Annotated in this window: 15 protein-coding genes; 11 read left to right on the top strand and 4 right to left on the bottom strand. The window is 57.8% G+C overall.

Going from position 1 to position 16,719, the window contains the following annotated elements:
• Positions 1-21 precede the first annotated feature (21 nt).
• Entirely contained in the window at positions 22-534 is a 513-nt protein-coding gene (locus GEI7407_RS12950; RefSeq protein WP_015172638.1) for an adenine phosphoribosyltransferase, read from the bottom strand.
• Positions 535-795: 261 nt separating this feature from the next.
• Here GEI7407_RS12950 and GEI7407_RS12945 point away from each other — a divergent pair, with 261 nt between their 5' ends.
• Positions 796-1,056 carry a DUF6335 family protein gene (locus GEI7407_RS12945; protein WP_190274135.1) on the top strand — a complete coding sequence of 87 codons (261 nt, stop codon included), beginning with the start codon at positions 796-798 and terminating at the stop codon, positions 1,054-1,056.
• Between the two features lie 557 nt (positions 1,057-1,613).
• Here GEI7407_RS12945 and GEI7407_RS12940 read toward each other — a convergent pair.
• A complete protein-coding gene (locus GEI7407_RS12940; RefSeq protein WP_015172637.1) occupies positions 1,614-1,988 on the bottom strand; it encodes a hypothetical protein in 375 nt (124 codons plus the stop codon).
• 226 nt (positions 1,989-2,214) lie between these two features.
• Between GEI7407_RS12940 and GEI7407_RS19625 the strand changes: the two genes are divergently transcribed.
• Positions 2,215-2,889, top strand: a complete 675-nt coding sequence (locus tag GEI7407_RS19625) for a hypothetical protein (protein WP_015172636.1) — start codon at positions 2,215-2,217, stop codon at positions 2,887-2,889.
• A 41-nt stretch (positions 2,890-2,930) separates the two neighbouring features.
• On the opposite strand, the gene GEI7407_RS12930 is transcribed toward GEI7407_RS19625, so the two are convergent.
• Positions 2,931-3,668 carry a TRADD-N-associated membrane domain-containing protein gene (locus GEI7407_RS12930; RefSeq protein WP_015172635.1) on the bottom strand — a complete coding sequence of 246 codons (738 nt, stop codon included), beginning with the start codon at positions 3,666-3,668 and terminating at the stop codon, positions 2,931-2,933.
• A 288-nt stretch (positions 3,669-3,956) separates the two neighbouring features.
• On the opposite strand from GEI7407_RS12930, the gene GEI7407_RS12925 reads away from it, so the two are divergent.
• From GEI7407_RS12925 to GEI7407_RS12915, 3 genes are all read left to right on the top strand, one after another.
• Complete coding sequence (locus GEI7407_RS12925; RefSeq protein ID WP_015172634.1) at positions 3,957-7,544, top strand: tetratricopeptide repeat protein; 3,588 nt, start codon at positions 3,957-3,959, stop codon at positions 7,542-7,544.
• A gap of 96 nt (positions 7,545-7,640) precedes the next feature.
• Positions 7,641-8,312 carry a MerR family transcriptional regulator gene (locus GEI7407_RS12920; RefSeq protein ID WP_015172633.1) on the top strand — a complete coding sequence of 224 codons (672 nt, stop codon included), beginning with the start codon at positions 7,641-7,643 and terminating at the stop codon, positions 8,310-8,312.
• Positions 8,309-10,069: a macro domain-containing protein gene (locus GEI7407_RS12915; protein WP_015172632.1), complete on the top strand. Its 1,761-nt coding sequence runs from the start codon at positions 8,309-8,311 to the stop codon at positions 10,067-10,069. Before GEI7407_RS12920 ends, GEI7407_RS12915 begins: the two co-directional genes overlap by 4 nt.
• Positions 10,070-10,087: 18 nt before the next feature.
• Here GEI7407_RS12915 and murG read toward each other — a convergent pair whose 3' ends face one another.
• Positions 10,088-11,179 (bottom strand): undecaprenyldiphospho-muramoylpentapeptide beta-N-acetylglucosaminyltransferase, encoded by a 1,092-nt coding sequence (gene murG, locus GEI7407_RS12910; RefSeq protein ID WP_015172631.1) that lies wholly within the window; start codon positions 11,177-11,179, stop codon positions 10,088-10,090.
• Between the two features lie 250 nt (positions 11,180-11,429).
• Here murG and GEI7407_RS12905 point away from each other — a divergent pair, with 250 nt between their 5' ends.
• The 6 genes from GEI7407_RS12905 (at position 11,430) to GEI7407_RS21100 (ending at position 16,645) form a co-directional block, all read left to right on the top strand.
• Positions 11,430-12,308 carry a hypothetical protein gene (locus GEI7407_RS12905; protein WP_015172630.1) on the top strand — a complete coding sequence of 293 codons (879 nt, stop codon included), beginning with the start codon at positions 11,430-11,432 and terminating at the stop codon, positions 12,306-12,308.
• Between the two features lie 178 nt (positions 12,309-12,486).
• The gene (locus GEI7407_RS12900) at positions 12,487-13,239 is read left to right on the top strand and encodes an SDR family oxidoreductase (RefSeq protein ID WP_396229535.1); all 753 of its coding nucleotides are present in this window, start codon (positions 12,487-12,489) and stop codon (positions 13,237-13,239) included.
• Between the two features lie 19 nt (positions 13,240-13,258).
• Complete coding sequence (locus GEI7407_RS12895; RefSeq protein WP_015172628.1) at positions 13,259-13,924, top strand: isoprenylcysteine carboxylmethyltransferase family protein; 666 nt, start codon at positions 13,259-13,261, stop codon at positions 13,922-13,924.
• 81 nt (positions 13,925-14,005) lie between these two features.
• Positions 14,006-14,983, top strand: a complete 978-nt coding sequence (locus tag GEI7407_RS12890; protein WP_015172627.1) for a hypothetical protein — start codon at positions 14,006-14,008, stop codon at positions 14,981-14,983.
• A gap of 82 nt (positions 14,984-15,065) precedes the next feature.
• Positions 15,066-15,716 carry a hypothetical protein gene (locus GEI7407_RS12885; protein WP_150109789.1) on the top strand — a complete coding sequence of 217 codons (651 nt, stop codon included), beginning with the start codon at positions 15,066-15,068 and terminating at the stop codon, positions 15,714-15,716.
• Positions 15,717-15,781: 65 nt separating this feature from the next.
• On the top strand, positions 15,782-16,645 hold the full coding sequence (locus GEI7407_RS21100) for a DUF6997 domain-containing protein (protein ID WP_015172625.1): 864 nt from the start codon (positions 15,782-15,784) through the stop codon (positions 16,643-16,645).
• Positions 16,646-16,719 lie beyond the last annotated feature (74 nt).

The following is a 16,719-nucleotide window of genomic DNA, read 5'->3' as shown; positions in this document are numbered from 1 at the left end:
TTGTCGATGGCGTGAGGCGCCTTAGTACTCAACCAGCGACACAATGGGCACTTCGGGCAGGCGCTGACGGCCGCCCAAGTCGCGTAGCTCGATAATAAAGCCAAAGCCCACGAGTTCGCAGCCGGAGCGCTGGATCAGATCTGCGGTGGCGCTGGCGGTGCCGCCCGTGGCGATCAGGTCATCGACGATCAAGATGCGGCTGCCTTCGTGCAGGGCATCTTGGTGAATTTCGAGGCTGTCGGTGCCGTACTCCAGCTCGTACTCGACGGTGTGCACGGCGGCGGGCAGCTTGCCCGGTTTGCGCACGGGGATGAATCCGGCATTGAGCTTGTAGGCCAGGGGTGTCCCGAAGATAAAGCCCCGAGACTCCATCCCGACAACGTAGTCGACATTCATGTCTGCGCAGTGCTCGGCGAGGGTGTCGATGGTGTAGCGCAGGCCGTCGGAGTTGCGAAGCAGGGTGGTGATGTCCCGAAACATGATGCCGGGCTTGGGGAAGTCAGGGATGTCGCGAATGAGGGACTTGAGATCCATTGCGTTAGCAGGCTGGGGTGAATGTTTCGAGGGTGCAGGTGTGGTACCACGCAGCACCCTGCATATAGTGACAGCGATGGGCCTGCTGACGCAATCGCAAATTAAACCGTTAAAAAGGCATGACGAACCAAGGGGGCGATCGCCTTTTGATTTTGCTCGGGGCGGCTATTCCTTCTAGCTTCTGTCTTGCTGAAGAGGTGCAGGTTGGGGCAGCGATCGTAAGGTGGCAGTGAAAGAAGGCTGCTGAGAGGCGCAATTGCTATGGTGACCCCAGACCCCCGCAACGCTCGCGATATGTATGACTACCAGGCGGCGGTGAGCGGTGAAGAGGCTGTTGGCGGGACGGCTCCGACGCCGGACCAAGATGATACGGAGGATCTGGCAGCGGCGGCGGGTATCGAAGTGCGCGATCGCCATCCGCTCCACACTCGCGACTTGCTAGAGCAGCGAGACGATCGCCGCTGGGAACTCGATCCCGATTCGGACAGCGACGCTAGAGATCTGGAAGAGGGCGATCGCTAGGTTCAAAGATTAGCTGTCGATAGTTCTTGATACTGAAAAGCCGAGGCCTTACACAGGCCTCGGCTTTTCGCAAGAGTTACTCAGAAATAAGAAATAGACGATTACTTTAGATCAAACGCAAAGATTGTTCAGCTCTGACAAGACGAACGTCGCGATCTTGGTTTCTGCTTTGCAAACTCCCCTTTGTCATTCGCATTGCTTGAACAGTGTGACATGACTCAGGATAAAACAATGCTCTATCAAATGCTCCAGGAGCGTTGGGATCATCAACTGTGACCCACTTATTCTTAGCCCAGAATCCTTTGACAGGAGCGGACTCATCATCCGCAAATGCAATAATCCAGCCTGATTTTGGCATTTTGTCGATACCGAAAAATTAAATCTTCAATTTATGATAATCCATTTGCAATGGTTTTTAGTTGATCGAAAATCATTTGATTTAAAGACCCAATTAATTCTCGAATTTTAATGCTGTGCAGGTCAAATGAGCTTGAAATTGCAATTGCTCTCATTGCAATTTCAAGCCAAAAAATACACTTTTGGAAAATAGCTGAGAATTAAGGATGTAAGTCCATCAAAAAGTCAGGCACGTCTAAAACGTGGAAATAGACCAGGGCGGCAATAACCACGGTATAGAGCGTCGAGCCGCCCAACCCCAGCAGCAGATCTCGCCGGGTGTTTCGCTTCTCCTCATCCATGAAGACATCCACCGCTCCAAACTGCATCATCAAGATGCCCAGAACATTTGAGAGCCAGTAGCCCACGACCGTTCCTGCCAGAAACCAGTCGGCCTTGATCCAGCTCACGGCATATCCAAACACAAGGGCGATCGGCAGATTAAAAAAGATATCGTTCCACCAAGATAGAGGAGAGAGCATATAGCCCAGGCCGATCAGGGTGCCGCCACGCAGCTTCTTGAGGAGATTTATCACTTTGGAATTTAAATAGAGCTTGACTGATAGCGCTTCGTGGAGACTTTGGGATAATTCTATCGGTTGGTAGAGCCTTGGAAAAAGGCTAAAAAATGGGAGACTTGCTGAGCTGCGAGGTAGACAGGGCAGGAAATTGGGCGATCGCCCGCCATCTCCCTTTATCCTTCGGAAATGCCCAATTATAGAGTGTATCTATCTCCGCAAATTTTCCAAGGGATCTGAGAAAATGTCTCACTCGCCGATCGTATTAGCGCTTCAGTCTGTCATTTTCTTGGGTCTCTTTGGCTGTGCTCAGGCGAGGGTCGAGAGCCTACCTGTCGCAGAGGAAACGCGATCGCCTGCCGCTAGCCCCGTCGCCACCGAAGTGGCGTCTGCGGATCGGCTCACCCCCGAGCAAAAATCTTCTCTCCAGGCCCTCGATATACCGGTGGTGGTGCCGAGGTATCTGCCGGATGTCTTCGAAATATCGGAGGTCAAGGCCAATCTCTGCGGCCCCGACGCGCCTCAGCGGGGCAACTGCCGAGAGGGCTCTAGCTACACCCTGGTCTATCGCAATGCCCAAAATACCTGCCTGCTGGTGAATGGCGTCAGTGGCGGTGTGGGTGGCGGCTCTAGTGAGTTCGAGTTCCAGACGCCGACGGAGGTCTTGGGGGAAGTGACGATCCTATTTGGGCCGCCCACGGGCGAAAATCAGGCTCCCTCAGCTGATCAGTTGACGACTCCCCAGACCAGCCTAGGCAGCTTCCCGGCGCCGCTCAGTGGGCGATCTCCTTCGCCGCTCTACAACGTCGTGGTGGGCGACGGCGAGTACTACCGCGAAACCTACGGCTGTGGCGAAAATGCCAGCGTGACGCCCCAGGAACTGGAAAAAGTGGTTCAGTCCCTCGTGGTTTTGGAATAGGCGATCGCCCCTCAATTCGCGCTTGAAGCGATCGCTGGAGGCTAGAGCTTGTCTAGGAGTGCTTTTGCCATCTCGATTTTTGCCTGAAGCAACCGATTGTCTGGGCTGGCTTCGGCGATCGCGTCTGGGTCAGAATTAGGGTCTGCAACGCTGTCTAAAATCTGCATCGACATTCCCACGATATTCATACGCTCCAAAATCTCTGCATACTTGCCGGCCTGCTCAATGCTGGATCGGTAAACATACAAAAACGTCGCGCCAATGAATTCGGTCATGATGCCCGCAATGCCGCCGATCGCGCCCACGATCCAGTTTTCACGAGGATTTTGATAGCTCAGAGCCACACCATAGAGAATCAAAAGAAACCCCAGGGTCATAACAACAATGCTGAGCCAGAAAATCCACTGTATTTGACTGAGATTGCGCCTGAAATAGCTTTCTAGGGTGAGCTGCGCCATATCCCAGACTGGTTTTGCCTTATCAGGCTCCTCTGCGTGTCTGACTTGAGCCTGTTGGTAGGCTTTTTCTTCAAATTTTGAGCCAGTGCTCTCGGTTTGAAGGTACAAAAAGAACCCTAAGATCAAAAGAATATAAGGAAAAATCAGAAAGGCATAGGTAATAAAAGGCCCAAGAACTTGTAAAGAAACGTCCCAAACAAACGCGAGCTGCTGGCGGACAATAATCAGCAAGACACTGATGCTGATGATCAGTAAGCCAAGCAATCTTTTCTGGCGGAAACTGTTCAGACGTAATTTTTGGGGTTCTTGATCTAAATTCATGCTTCTTTGGCTAGGGTTGACGACGTTTTGATGAATCAATCCAAGATTTCTAAAAGCTTGCGATCGCTGGGATATGCCGATTTCTAATTGCCCAAGATTTTGTCAAAGATTTTAGTCTGACATTGTTTTTGCATGGCGCGCGCTCTTGGCATTATCTTGCTTGAAAAACTCGCTACAAAGCGAAAGAAAATCCTAAATAAGGATTGCAAAACGGGCGATCGAGATACCGTTTCCCTAAAGCGCTCTCTAGAATAAGGCTCAGCTTTTAATTTGTTGGGCGGGTTGCAGATGATGGCTGGGGCTAAGTTTGGTGGGCTGTGGGGCAGCGCGATCGCCTTGGGATGTCTGCTGGGCGTGGCGCCGAGTGGACCTGTGTGGGGGCAGGCGGCCCCGGCGGCTGAAACGACGGAGGATAACCTGTCGAGCCAGGCTCAGCTCCGGGAGCGCTACAACGACGCTCTCCAGCGAGCCGGAAGCGGCGATCCGGCAGAAGTCGAGCAGGCGATCGCCGACTTGCAGGCGATCCGGACCCTCTGGCAGCAGAGAGGCGATCGCGCTCAGGAAGGCCTGACCCTCCAGGCCCTCGGCTTTATTTTCGTGCTGCGGGGCGAGCTGCCGCAGGCCCTGGCTGCCTACCAGAGCGCACTGACCATCTACGAAGCGCTGCCCAACCGTGAGGCAGAAGCCGTCACCCTGAGCGGCATGGCCGGGATCTACGAACAGACCGGCGAAACCCAAAAAGCGATCGCGACCTACGAAAAGTCTCTGGCGATCGCCCGAGAACTGCGCCTGCCCGAGATGGAAGCTACCCAGCTCCAGTTCTTGGGCATTCTCTACAACAACCTGGGCCAGACCCAGCGGTCGATCGACGCTTACCAGGAGGCTCTCGCAGTCTACGAAACCCTGGGCGACCCGGCGGGTAAGGCAGAGGTGCTCTATTCCCTCGGCACGCTCTACACCGAGCTCGGACAGCTCCCCAAGGGCCTCGAGTACCTGCGCCAAGCCTACGACGGAGCCCGGGAACTGCCCAACCAGACGGCGGTCTTGACCCGAACCCTGGTGGCCTTGGGCTACACCTATTTGGCCATGGGCGAAACGGACCAGGGCATCACCTATCTCCAGGAAGCTGCGACGCTCCAGGGTGCCCAAGAAGATCTGGCGGGCCAGAGCCTGACGCTCTATGCCTTGGGGGGCGCGTATTTTCGGCAGGGCGATCACCAAAAGGCGATCGCCGCCTTTGAGTCCGTGCTCGAAAAGCAGCAGCGCGTGGGCAATCAAAACCTGATCGCCGCTGTGCACTCCAGTTTGGGAAATGTCTACAGCCAGCGGGGACAGTATCAGCAGGCTCGGGAAATGGCCGAAATGGCGCTACAAATTTATGAGCGCCTAGACGACAAGGCCGAAATAGCTGGCACTCTGACCACCCTGGGCAGCATCGACGCGGGCCTCGGCAACTATCAACAGGCCCTCAAGCGCTACGCAGACGCGATCGCCCTTCAGCGCGAGATCGGCCAGCTCCCTGGAGAGGCCGAAACCGTGGTCACCATGGCAAACCTCTACCGCCAGCTCGGAAGCTACGACCTGAGCCTCTCGACCTATGAGCGGGCGCTGGCCATCCAGCGGGAGATCGGCGATCGCGGCACCGAAGCCTTGATCTTGGAGTCCATGGGCTCGGTCCAGCGGCAGGCCCAAAACGACCCTGCGGCCCTCCAGTCCTACGAGCAGGCGATCGCCCTCGCTCGCCAGCAGCAAAACCCCCTCCAAGAGGCCACCTTTTTGGCCAGCCTCAGCCGCCTGCACACCGAAAACCAGCGGCCCCAGGCGGCGGCGGAGAGCCTGAACCGAGCTCTCGAAATCTATCGCCGACAAGGAAATCTCCTGGGCGAAACCGCCGCCTTGGGACAGATGGGCCGCCTCTACACCAGCCTCCAGGAGTACGATCGCGCCGCTGCCATCCTCGAAGACGCCCTAGATCGGATTCGGTCAGCCCAGGTCCCCGTCGCCGAGGCCAACATCCTGCGGAACCTGGCCCAGGTCTATCGGCTCCAGGGCAAGTTTGCCGATGGCCGCGCCGCCCTCGATCGGGAGCTGCGCCTGCGGGAGATCCTGGGCGATCGCGAGGGACAGGCCGAGTCCCTGTACCAGCTAGCCCTGGTGGAGCGAGACCAGGCCAATCTGCCCGCTGCCAAAGCGTCCCTAGAGCGGGCGATCGCCCTAGTCGAAGCCCTGCGCACGGGCGTCACCACCGACAAACTGCGCACCAGCTTCTTTGCCTCCAAGCAGGCCTACTACGAGCTGTACATCGACGTGCTGATGCAGCTCCACGACCGAGCGCCCGAGCAGGGCTACGCAGCCATGGCTCTCCAGGCTAGCGAGCGGGCGCGCGCCCGCAGCCTGCTAGATCTCCTTGCCCTCGCTCGGGCCGATGTGCGGGCGGGAGTCGACCCCAAGCTGTTGGCCGAAGCCGAAACCCTCGGTCAGCAGATCGAAGCAGCCGAAAAACAGCGAGTCACCTTGCTCAACCGCAGCGCCAGCCCGGAGCGGCTCACCGGCCTCCAGCAAGAGGTCGACAGCTTGCTGGCCCGCCTGCAAACCCTCGAAGCCCAGATTCGCGCCACCAGCCCCCGCTACGCGGACTTGACCCAGCCCCAGCCTCTCAGCCTCGCCGAGATTCAGCAGCAGGTCCTCGATGACCAAACCCTGCTGCTGCAGTACAGCCTGGGCGAAGAGCGCAGCTATCTGTGGGTGGTCAGCCCGACGGACCTGCGCAGCTACACCCTGCCGGGCCGGGCCAGCCTGGAGGCCGCTGCCCAGGCCTTTTATCAACAGATGCCGAGGCTGGATACCACGCCCACCTTCAGCGACGATCGCGCGATTATTGCCATTCCGCGGGAGGGTCCGCCGCCCCCAGCGGGTACCTCCTACGATGCCCAGATCAGCCAGGTCCTTTTGGGGCCGATCGCCGATCGGCTCCAGGGTCAGCGCCTGCTGATCGTGGCCGACGGAGCGCTGCAATACGTTCCCTTTTCAGCCTTGCAGATACCGGGCGCTGGCAAAGCCCCCCTGATCACCCAGCATGAAGTCATTCATTTGCCGTCGGCCTCGACCCTAGGGCTGCTGCGCCGTGAGACGGCGCAACGCGCCCCCGCCCCCAAGACCGTGGCCATCTTTGCCGATCCGGTCTTTACCCTAGGCGATGAGCGCTTCCAGACCTTCTGGAAGGTGCCGCCCCCGCAGCCAGCGCCAGATTTGGAGGAAGTCGCGTTTCGGCAGGCCCGCCAATCCTGGGGAATGGGTCTGGGGCGCTTGCCCTTTACGTCGGTGGAGGCCGAAAAAATCGGGGCGATCGTGCCGGATGCTCAAGAGTTTGTGGCGTCGGGCTTTGAGGCCAGTCGCGAGAAGGTGCTGGACACCGATCTGAGCCAGTACCGCATTGTTCACTTCGCCACCCATGGCCTGCTCAATGCCCAAAACCCCGAGCTCTCGGGCATCGTGCTGTCGCTGTTTAGCGCCGATGGGGAATCCCAAAACGGCTTTTTGCGCCTGCGAGACATCTTTAACCTGAAGCTGCCCGTTGAGCTGGTGGTCCTGAGCGCCTGTGAAACGGGCCTCGGCCAGAATGTGCGGGGAGAGGGCATGGTTGGCCTGACGCGGGGCTTTATGTATGCGGGGGCGCCGCGGGTGCTGGTGAGTTTGTGGAGCGTCGATGATGAGGGGACGTCGGTCCTGATGAGCCTCTTCTATCGCAAGCTGTTGCAGGAGCAGCTCGCCCCGGGGGCCGCACTGCGGGCCGCCCAGATCGAGATGTCCCAAGACCCTCAGTGGCGATCGCCCTACTACTGGGCGGCTTTCACGCTCCAGGGAGAGTGGCGCTAGGCGATCGCCGCCCGAGCCGCCCCGGCGTTTTCGTTGGCTAAACTTACAATTCAAATTGTCATTGACACTTGCAGTTGTCATAAATAGCATAGGTACATGGAAACTTTGCAGCAAATCGCTCAGCAAAATCCTCACTGGTCCCTGGATGAGCTGGTGCAGGTCGCCAACCGGTTCTTGCCCCAGTTTTTGCCCGACGAAAAGGCCCATACACGGGTCCGCGAGGAGGTCACCCCCCGCCTGGTGCGGCACTACACCAGCCAGGGGATGCTGGACGAACCGCTCAAAGAGGGGCGCGAAGCCCGCTATACCTACCGGCATCTGCTGCAAGTGCTGCTGGTGCGGCGGCTGCTGACCGAGGGGTACGGGGCCAGCGTAATCGACACCCTGGCCCGCTCCAAGAGCAACGCCGAGCTAGAAGCGCTGCTCTACGGCGGCGTCCAGCTGACCATGGCTCCGGCCAATCCTGCTTTGGCCTTTTTGCAGGAGATCCAGCAGCGCCAGGTCGAGAGTGCGCCCAAACCGGCGATCGCGCCCCCAGCGGTGTCCCGACCTGCTCCTTCGCCGCCTTCGTCCCCCGTCTCTCCGGCTCCCGTTTCGCCGCCGACCCTCCAGTGGACGCGCCTCGAAATCTTGCCGGGACTGGAGCTGCACGTGCGCAGTGACTTTGTGCTGCCGTCGACGACCCAGGAGCAGCAAACCCTGCTCCAGCGACTGTTCCAAGCGCTGATATCCCTCACTACTTCCAAACGGAGGTCTTCTAGGTCATGACTCCTCAACTTGAGCTGATTCCGTTGCGGGCTGCGGTGTGTGCTGATCGAGCGACGACCCTGGATGTGGTGGTGCGGATTGTGCCGCCGCAGGCAAGCAGTCGGAGCGATCGCCGCCCCAGCCTCAACCTGGGCTTTGTGATTGACCGTTCGGGCTCCATGGCCTCGCTCAACAAGCTGGACTACGCCAAGAAGGCGGTCTGCTACGCAATCGAGCAGCTACTGCCGAGCGATCGCCTCAGCGTCACGATCTTTGATGACCAAATTCAAACCATCATTCCCAGCACCCCCGTCAACAACAAAGCCAGCTTTATTCGCAGGGTGCAGCAGATTTATCGGGGGGGCAGCACGGCGCTCCATGGAGGCTGGGTGCAAGGGGGAATCCAGGTCAGCCAGTCCCTCACCGCCGACCTGAACCGGATTATTTTGCTCTCCGATGGCTTGGCCAATGTTGGAGAAACCAATCCTGACGCGATCGCTAGCGATGTCCACGGCCTGGCTCAGCGGGGCGTCAGCACCTCCACCCTGGGCCTCGGAGACGACTACAACGAAGACCTGCTCCAGGCCATGGCCCGCAGCGGGGATGGCAACTACTACTACGTCGCCCGAGCGGAGCAGCTGCCCAGCATCTTTGAGCAAGAGCTGCAGGGCCTGACCACCATCGTTGGCAAGGCCGTCACCCTGGGCTTCGAGCCCCAAGGGGCCGTCGCGGTCGAGGCGGTGCTCAATGACCTGGAGGTGGACGAGGGCGGTCGCTTCAAGCTGCCCAACCTGCTCCAGGAGCAGCCCATCGACATCGTGGTGCGCCTCAAGGTGCCTGCCCTGGCCCAGCTCATGCCTCTGTGCAGCTTTCATCTCGCCTGGACCGACACGGACCAGCGGCCCCAGGAGGTGCGCGCAACCCTCCAGCTGCCGGTGGTCGACCTCGCCCAGTGGGAGCAGCTGCCCCTCAATCAAGACGTGCAGCAGCAAGTGGCGCTGATGATGGCGGCTCGGGCCAAGAAAGAAGCTGTGCAGCTAGTCGATCGCGGAGACTACGCGGCGGCCAGCCAGGTGCTCCAATCGACGAAGCAGCAAATGCTGGACTTTCAGCTGCCGATGTCGGCTCCCGAGGCAGCTGCCCTTGCAGATCTCGATGATCGGCTCCAGAAGCGGGAGTACCTCCAGTACCGCAAAATGGCGACCCAGCAGGTGTACAGCCGCAGCGGACGCTTTAGCCGTGGCCACAACAGCTTGCTCTATGCCCTGGAGGGTGGCCCCAAGCTCGGCGACATTACGCAGCAAGAGCTCGATGCCATTGTCAATTCAGCCGATCGCTTTCTGTCGGACAGCGGCGTGGTTTCGCGGGCGATTCACCGGGCGGCTGGCCCAGAGCTGCTGGTGGCCTGCCAGGAACTGGGGGGCTGTCCGGTGGGCGAAGCGAAGCTGACGCCGGGATTTCAGCTGCGATCGCCCTGGGTGATTCACACGGTGTGTCCCGAGTGGCAGGGGGGCGATCGCCAGGAGACCGAGATCCTGGCCCAGTGCTACCGCAGCTGTCTGGAACTGGCGGCTGCCAAGGGCCTGCAATCGATCGCCTTCCCGGCGCTAGGAGTAGGAGCCCTGGGCTTCCCCGTGGCGATCGCCGCTCGAGTGGCGATCGCCACCGTCGGGCGCTACCTGACGACCCACAGCGAAATTGGCACGGTGCGGCTGGTCTGCTTCAATGAGGCCGTCTTGCAAACGTACCGCACTGAGTTCCAGCAGTCTGGTCTGTAGGGCGATCGCCCCCTACTCTTAGGCGCGAGCGGCCAGGGTTTGGCGAACCAGCGTCGCGAGCTGAGCCGCGCTGTCGGGTTCTGCCAGATCCTGGCAGCGCTGGGCCATTTCGGCGAGAACCTCCGGCGAATTCATCAGGTGAAGCACCTTGTCGCGCAGCAGGTCCGGCGTCAGGTCCCCTTGGCGACACACGATACCAGCCCCCGCCGCTCCAAACACCGCCGCATTAAAGGCCTGGTGATCTTCCGCCGCGAAGGGATAGGGCACCAGGATCGACGGAGTCTGGGTCACCGCCAGCTCCGTCAGAGTGCCCGCTCCGGCCCGGCTCAGGGCCAGATTGGCGCGGTGAAAAAGCGCCGACATATGAGGATAGAAGGGCATCACCAGATAGCGCGGGTGGTGCAGCGTGTCGGCCTCGGGATCGCTGTCGCCGGTCAGGTGCACAATCCAGGCCCCCGCCTCCAGCCACACAGGCGCCACCTGACGCACTAGCCGGTTGAGGGCGACGGCCCCCTGGCTGCCGCCAACCACCACGATCAGGAAGGCCTCGGGGGGAATCGGCAGGTTGAGGGACGGCGGGGTGAGGAAATCGGGCCGAACAGGGGTACCCACGCAAACTGTGTGGGCGCGGGGCAGGTACTGGCTCGAGGTGTCAAACCCGAGGGCGACTTTGGTGCACCAAGGGCTAAGCCAGCGGGTCACTTTGCCGGGGAGAGCGTTGGACTCGTGGAGAATCACGGGCAGCCCTAAGGATCGGGCCGCCAAGATGGCCGGCCCGGCGATGTAGCCGCCGGTGGTGACGACGCCTTGGAAGTTGCCCTGCTTGAGGAGGCTGCGCACCTGAAAAATGCCGCTAATCAAGCGAAAGAGAACCTTGACGGCTTTGATGCTGCGCGACTGGAAGCCTTCGACGCGGATGGTGTGGAGGGGGTATTGCTTGGGAACGAGCTGGGTTTCGAGGCGATCGGGGACGCCCAGCCACTCGATGTGATAGTCCGAAAGCTGCTCTGCTAGGGCGATCGCCGGAAATAGGTGACCCCCCGTTCCGCTGGCGGCCACGAGCAGGCGGGGAGCAGACCGATGAGAAGGACGGGCGGTGGCGTCGGACATAGTCACGAAATTGGGGAAACAGATAGCAAGATTGAACGTCAGAGTGCAAGCAAAGCGCAGGAAACAGCCGATGGCTTGGGGCTTCTAGGGCGATCGCCCCCAAATCTGGTCAGACCCTCCTGGAAACTCGCGTTACCCTTAGGGATATCAATCTGCCATTTCTGCTATTAATGGGTCAATTGCGGCTCTGGCGTCGAAGCCCTTCACAATGGCCCAGTTTTCCTGCCCATACATCACAACCCTATCACCGATGATGTTGAAGTATCTCACTGCACGAGCGTCCCATAGCGAGACCCCCAACCGTGGGCAACAAGGGGCGATCGCGTCGTCCTCTAGCTGGCTGACGTCCCTAGCGCTAGGACTCGTGGTTGGGCTTGGTGGGTTTCTGCCCCAGGCAGCCCGTGCGGCAGAGGGTCCCGAGTCGGCACCGGCCAGCCTCGTCCAGACCATCGACCAGATCGACACCGCTGCCAACCAGCGCGACCTCAAGGCGTTGATGCAGTTCTACGGTCCCAAGTTCAACCACGCCGACGGCCTCAACCGCCAGCGCTACGAACAGGCGGTGCGGGAATTTTGGGAGCGCTACTCGACTCTCAACTACGACACGGAGCTGCTGTCTTGGGAGCAAAACGGCGACATTCTGACGGCGGAAACCCTGACGACCATCACGGGTACTCAGACCGTCGGCGAGCACAACTTCCAGCTGACGGCGACGGTGAAGTCCCGGCAGCAGTTTGACGGCCAGCGGATGATTCGTCAGGAAATCCTGTCAGAGAAGTCGTCCCTCTCGGCGGGCGACAAGCCCCCGACCGTTGAGGTGCGGCTGCCGGAAACGGTGAGCGTGGGCCAGCGCTACAACCTAGACGCCATTGTCCAGGAGCCCCTGGGCGAAGATGTGCTCCTGGGAGCGGCGCTCGAAGAGCGAGTGCGCCCCGATGCCTACTTCAAGGCGGACAAGCTGGACCTGGTGCCCCTGACGGCGGGCGGGATTTTCCGGGAGGGCAGTGCGCCCAATGTGCCGGATAACTACTGGATTACGACGGCGCTGGTCCGTTCGGACGGTATGACTTTCTCGACCCAGCGGCTCCAGGTGCAGGGCCGGGGCGGACCGGTCAAGCAGCCCCGCTAGGACTGTGGCAGTTCGGAGATGAAGGTGCGATGAGCGTTGGCCCGTGCGGGATGATGCCTGGAAAGGCGATCGCGTCACGGGCCTTTGCGTGGGCCGGTCGGGCCGAGCGTAGCTGTAGTAAATGATGTAGAGCGCAGAAAAGGGGTGTTGTGTGATTTCGGTGAGCGATCGCGTGGTGATGATTACGGGGGCGAGCAGCGGCATCGGGGAGGCCTGCGCCTATGCCTTTGCCCAGGCGGGGGCGCGGCTGATTTTGGCGGCGCGGCGGGGCGATCGCCTCGAAGCCCTAGCCCAGGATTTGCGAGCAGAGTTTGACACGCAGATTCATCTAATAACCCTGGATGTGCGCGATCGCGCGGCGGTCGAGGCGGCGATCGCCGCCATCCCTGAGGAATGGTCCGCCATCGACATCTTGGTCAACAATGCCGGTCTCAGTCGCGGCCTCGAAAAGTTTCATCAAGCCGACATCCAAGACTGGGAAGAGATGATCGACACCAATGTCAAAGGTCTGCTCTACGTGACGCGGGCGGTGGTGCCGGGTATGGTGGCGCGCGATCGCGGCCATGTGATTAACATTGGTTCCATTGCCGGTCGGGCGGCCTACCCCAGTGGCCACGTCTACTGCGGCTCCAAGGCGGCGGTGCGATCGATCTCCGAAGGCCTCAAGCAAGATCTCCTGGGAACGGCGGTGCGGGTCAGCCTGATCGAGCCGGGTCTGGTAGAGACGGAGTTTAGCGAAGTGCGTTTTCACGGCGATCGCGATCGCGCCAAGGCCGTGTACCAAGGCCTGACCCCCCTCATCGGCGAGGACATCGCCGATTTGGTGCTCTTCTGCGCCACCCGGCCCCCCCACGTCAACATCAGCGAGCTGCTGGTGGTCCCCACCGACCAGGCCAACGCCACCCTGGTTCATCGTCGTCCAGCCCCCTAAAGCGTTTTGAGGAATCCCCATGGAAGACCGTTCTCCCGCAACCCCAGCCAGTGCTCTCACAGAGCTGATGGCGATCAATATTGGTAAATGGCTCACCGGCGTGCTGCTCCTGGGGGGCCTGTGGTTCTATGGCGCCCAGGACGATCTGCGCGGCGTGCTGTACTTGTGCCTCCACGGCGGCTACTGCGTCTGGTGGCTGCTGGAGCAGTGGCTCTATCCCGCCCGGAGCCGCTACATGTTTGCCACGCCGACGACGCTCCCCAGGGCGGCGCTCATCGTGGCGTTCTTGGGCATTATCTACGCCGTGCCGGGTTACTTCGCCTACACCAATCCAGCGCCGATTTCTCTGCTCACCGCGGCGATCGCCCTCATCCTGTACATCTTTGGCAGCTTGATCAACGCGACCGCAGACGTCCAAAAACTCACGGCCAAGGAAATGGGGGCGCAGCTTGTGCAGGATGGCCCATGGCGGCTGTCGCGCAACATCAACTATCTCGGCGATCTGCTGCGCTATCTCAGCTTCTCAGTGGTGGCGGGCTCACCCTGGGCCTATTTTCTGCCGGTGCTCGTGGCCGCGATCTATGCGCAGCGCATCAACCAAAAAGAAGCCAGCATGGCCGAGAAATACAGCAACTTCGAGCAATACCGCGCCCAAACCAAGCGCTTGATTCCCTTTATCTGGTAAATATCCAGGCTGCTTGCAGAATTTGGCCGCTTTTTGCTGAAGTTCCCCGATCGAAGGTCGTGGAATATCTGAAGGCGAGCCATGCTGGAGAGTCTCGTAAAAGCGCTTTTGACGTTCGGTGGCTTCAGTTTGGGCGTGACGCTCCTGATTTTGGCGCAGTTTTTGGGCCGACTGTCCCGAGGCCCGATCGCCCCTGCAACCGCCAAACTCCCAGAGCGCTATCTGCCCGTTTTTTGGGCCATTCTGTCGGGTCTGTTTTTGCTCTCTTTCCAGGCGATCGCGGTGATCTTCCCAGGGCGATCGCTACTGGTCTGGCTCGCTCTGGCCGCTTTCTTGGGCGCGCTGGCGATTCCCCTGGTGCGATCGCCCTTTCCACCCCCTCGATCGACCCTCGGCAATCTGGCTGTGCGGTTCTTTGGGGCGATCGCGCTCCTGTTCACCGGTCAGGCAACGGCCACCTTGGTTCCCTTTTGGACCGCCTACACGCCGCTGGTTGATATTAGCTTGGGATTTGCGCTCTTCCTGCTGATTGGGCCGCTGCTCATCTTCGATTGGTCGATGCTGGGCGTGATTTACTTTTGCCAAGTCCAGGAGCGATCGCCCCTCAACCGCAGGATGAATGCTGGCCTGTTTTTGGCGATCTCTCTGGGGGCGATCGCCCTTTCCATCGGCCTGATTCACAGCCACTACATCAGCGATCCGCTGGTTGATTTCAATCTTTATCGCAGCGATCGAGAATCGGTGGTTCGCTGGGTCGAGACCACCCAGCCCAAGGGAAGCAACAACTGTTTTCTAGACAGCACGCTGCAAATCCTAGAAAAGTTTGACGCTATTTGCCGAGATACGATCGCGCTTCCGCCCCAGTACCAAGGTCTCTCGCGCAATGGCACTATAGAAATCCTCAAAACCGCCGATAACCTGGCGCTCGTTTTCACCCACAGCACTCGCAGCTTCAAGGATGTCAGGACCACCTTCGTCTATCACCAAGATCCAGCCTCTCCCCTCACCCAACTAGACGAGAAAATCAGCGATCGCTGGCACTTCAAATATCAGTATTAGCCTTATCTAAGAATTTTTGTTTCCCAGAGCAGCAGGCGATCGCCCACAGACCCGAAAATACTACTAAGGAAGTATGGTGACTATGAGATTATCCCCCTCTGAAGCTCTGAATACTGAGGCACTAAGCCGATTGTTTGATCACACAACGAATTCTTATAAATATCTATTCTTTCTGGGGCTGATAGATAGATTGCATCAACGCCAGTTTGATGTTTCTATGCCAATCCTGCTTAAGGATGTAGTAGTAGAGATGTTGGCTAGAGCTTGGAGACCTTACTTTATCTACCAACTGAAATTTGGGGTACAAGATCGAATTGTAGAGAAGCTGAAAGAATTAGACGATGCTCTGCCAAAATCCTTGTTTCGCGTTAGCGATGTTAGTCGGAGTGATCTTCGAGGAATGGTTCAGGGCCGGGTCGTCGATTCCACTGTTGAACTCTTGCGCTATGTCCCTTTTCGCCTGATCCGCCCCTTCTTTGATGACGAACTAGTAAGGGTTAAGGATGCCCAGGTTAATCAAAAGATTTTGGTGCTGTCCCAAGACGAGTTTGAAACTCGCAAGCCACTCTACACTTTTACCGATGATGCACAGGCGATCATCGTTCACCCTGATTGGGCGACTTATCTACAAGAAAATGATGCCCAAATTCAAGACTGGGCGTTTGATGCGTGGGTAGACTATATGGAACGATCCAATCCAGGCGTTGACCAAATGGCTGAAAAACTGCGCTAGGGCTTTTGGCTTTGGTTCTCTAGCTAAAACATCTCAGTCAATATCACTGTCTAAACTATTCAAGTATGAGTGGTGTTTTTGATCAGGCAATCTCTATCTTGAAAAGTCAAGGAGTTTGCTACTCAGAGCCTCAATCTTTTCAAGGCTATCTTAAAGAGTATGAGATTAAGTCTCAAAAGACGGCTGCCTGTATTTCAATTCAAAAATTAGAAGATTTGAAGCCAGAGCTTCGTAAAAATGAATATATGGTTTTTCGGTTGGGTTGTAGATTTAACGACTCAAATACATATTTTGGATTGGCAAAACTTCATAATTCTAGTGATTGGTCAGAATATTTTTTGATAGACAAGCTGATTTTTGATGGCGTTGAGCCAGAAATATTCTTGCCCAATGTTTCTATAAGACAGTTGTTTGCTTTTAATCTGCTTGCAAATCTTACGGAAAATTCGCTCATCAATTTAGCAACATCCTCAGGATTACTTGCTGCAGCCTTACAGGTTGAAGAGCAAGGTGGCCTAGCTGCGCCTGCGTCTGGTCAAGGAACCTTTACGTTTGACTTTAAACCAAGTCCTTTGGCACCCTCAGCGTGGAATCATATCAATGGCCAAGTTGAAATAGATGCTTTATTTGTTGGAAGGAAAAACAAGCGAGAAACCCTATTTGTAATTGAAGCGAAAACATCTGATAGTTTTGAGTCATTGTCAAAACATAAGCTGGTTTATCCAATACTTGCTTTGCGATCTAAGGTGCCAGCCTATATTCCAATGATTCCCGTCTATGTCAGAGCTGTAAAACCAAAAGACAAGAAGGAAATTCACTTTTTTATTGCGATCTGTCATTTGAATCCTTGTAATCAAGAATCAATACTTTCGGTAAGTGAATTAAGTGTGTGCTACGTCAAGCATTTGATCTTAATGGGCTTCTCATGATTTTAATACAGCGGTTTTCACAATTATCAGACACTATAAGATAAGCCATAACATCAAAATGCCATCATGCCAGC

This window comes from Geitlerinema sp. PCC 7407 (genome assembly GCF_000317045.1).
In the GTDB taxonomy this organism is placed as follows: domain Bacteria; phylum Cyanobacteriota; class Cyanobacteriia; order PCC-7407; family PCC-7407; genus PCC-7407.
This window is presented reverse-complemented; position numbering and strand designations above follow the sequence as displayed.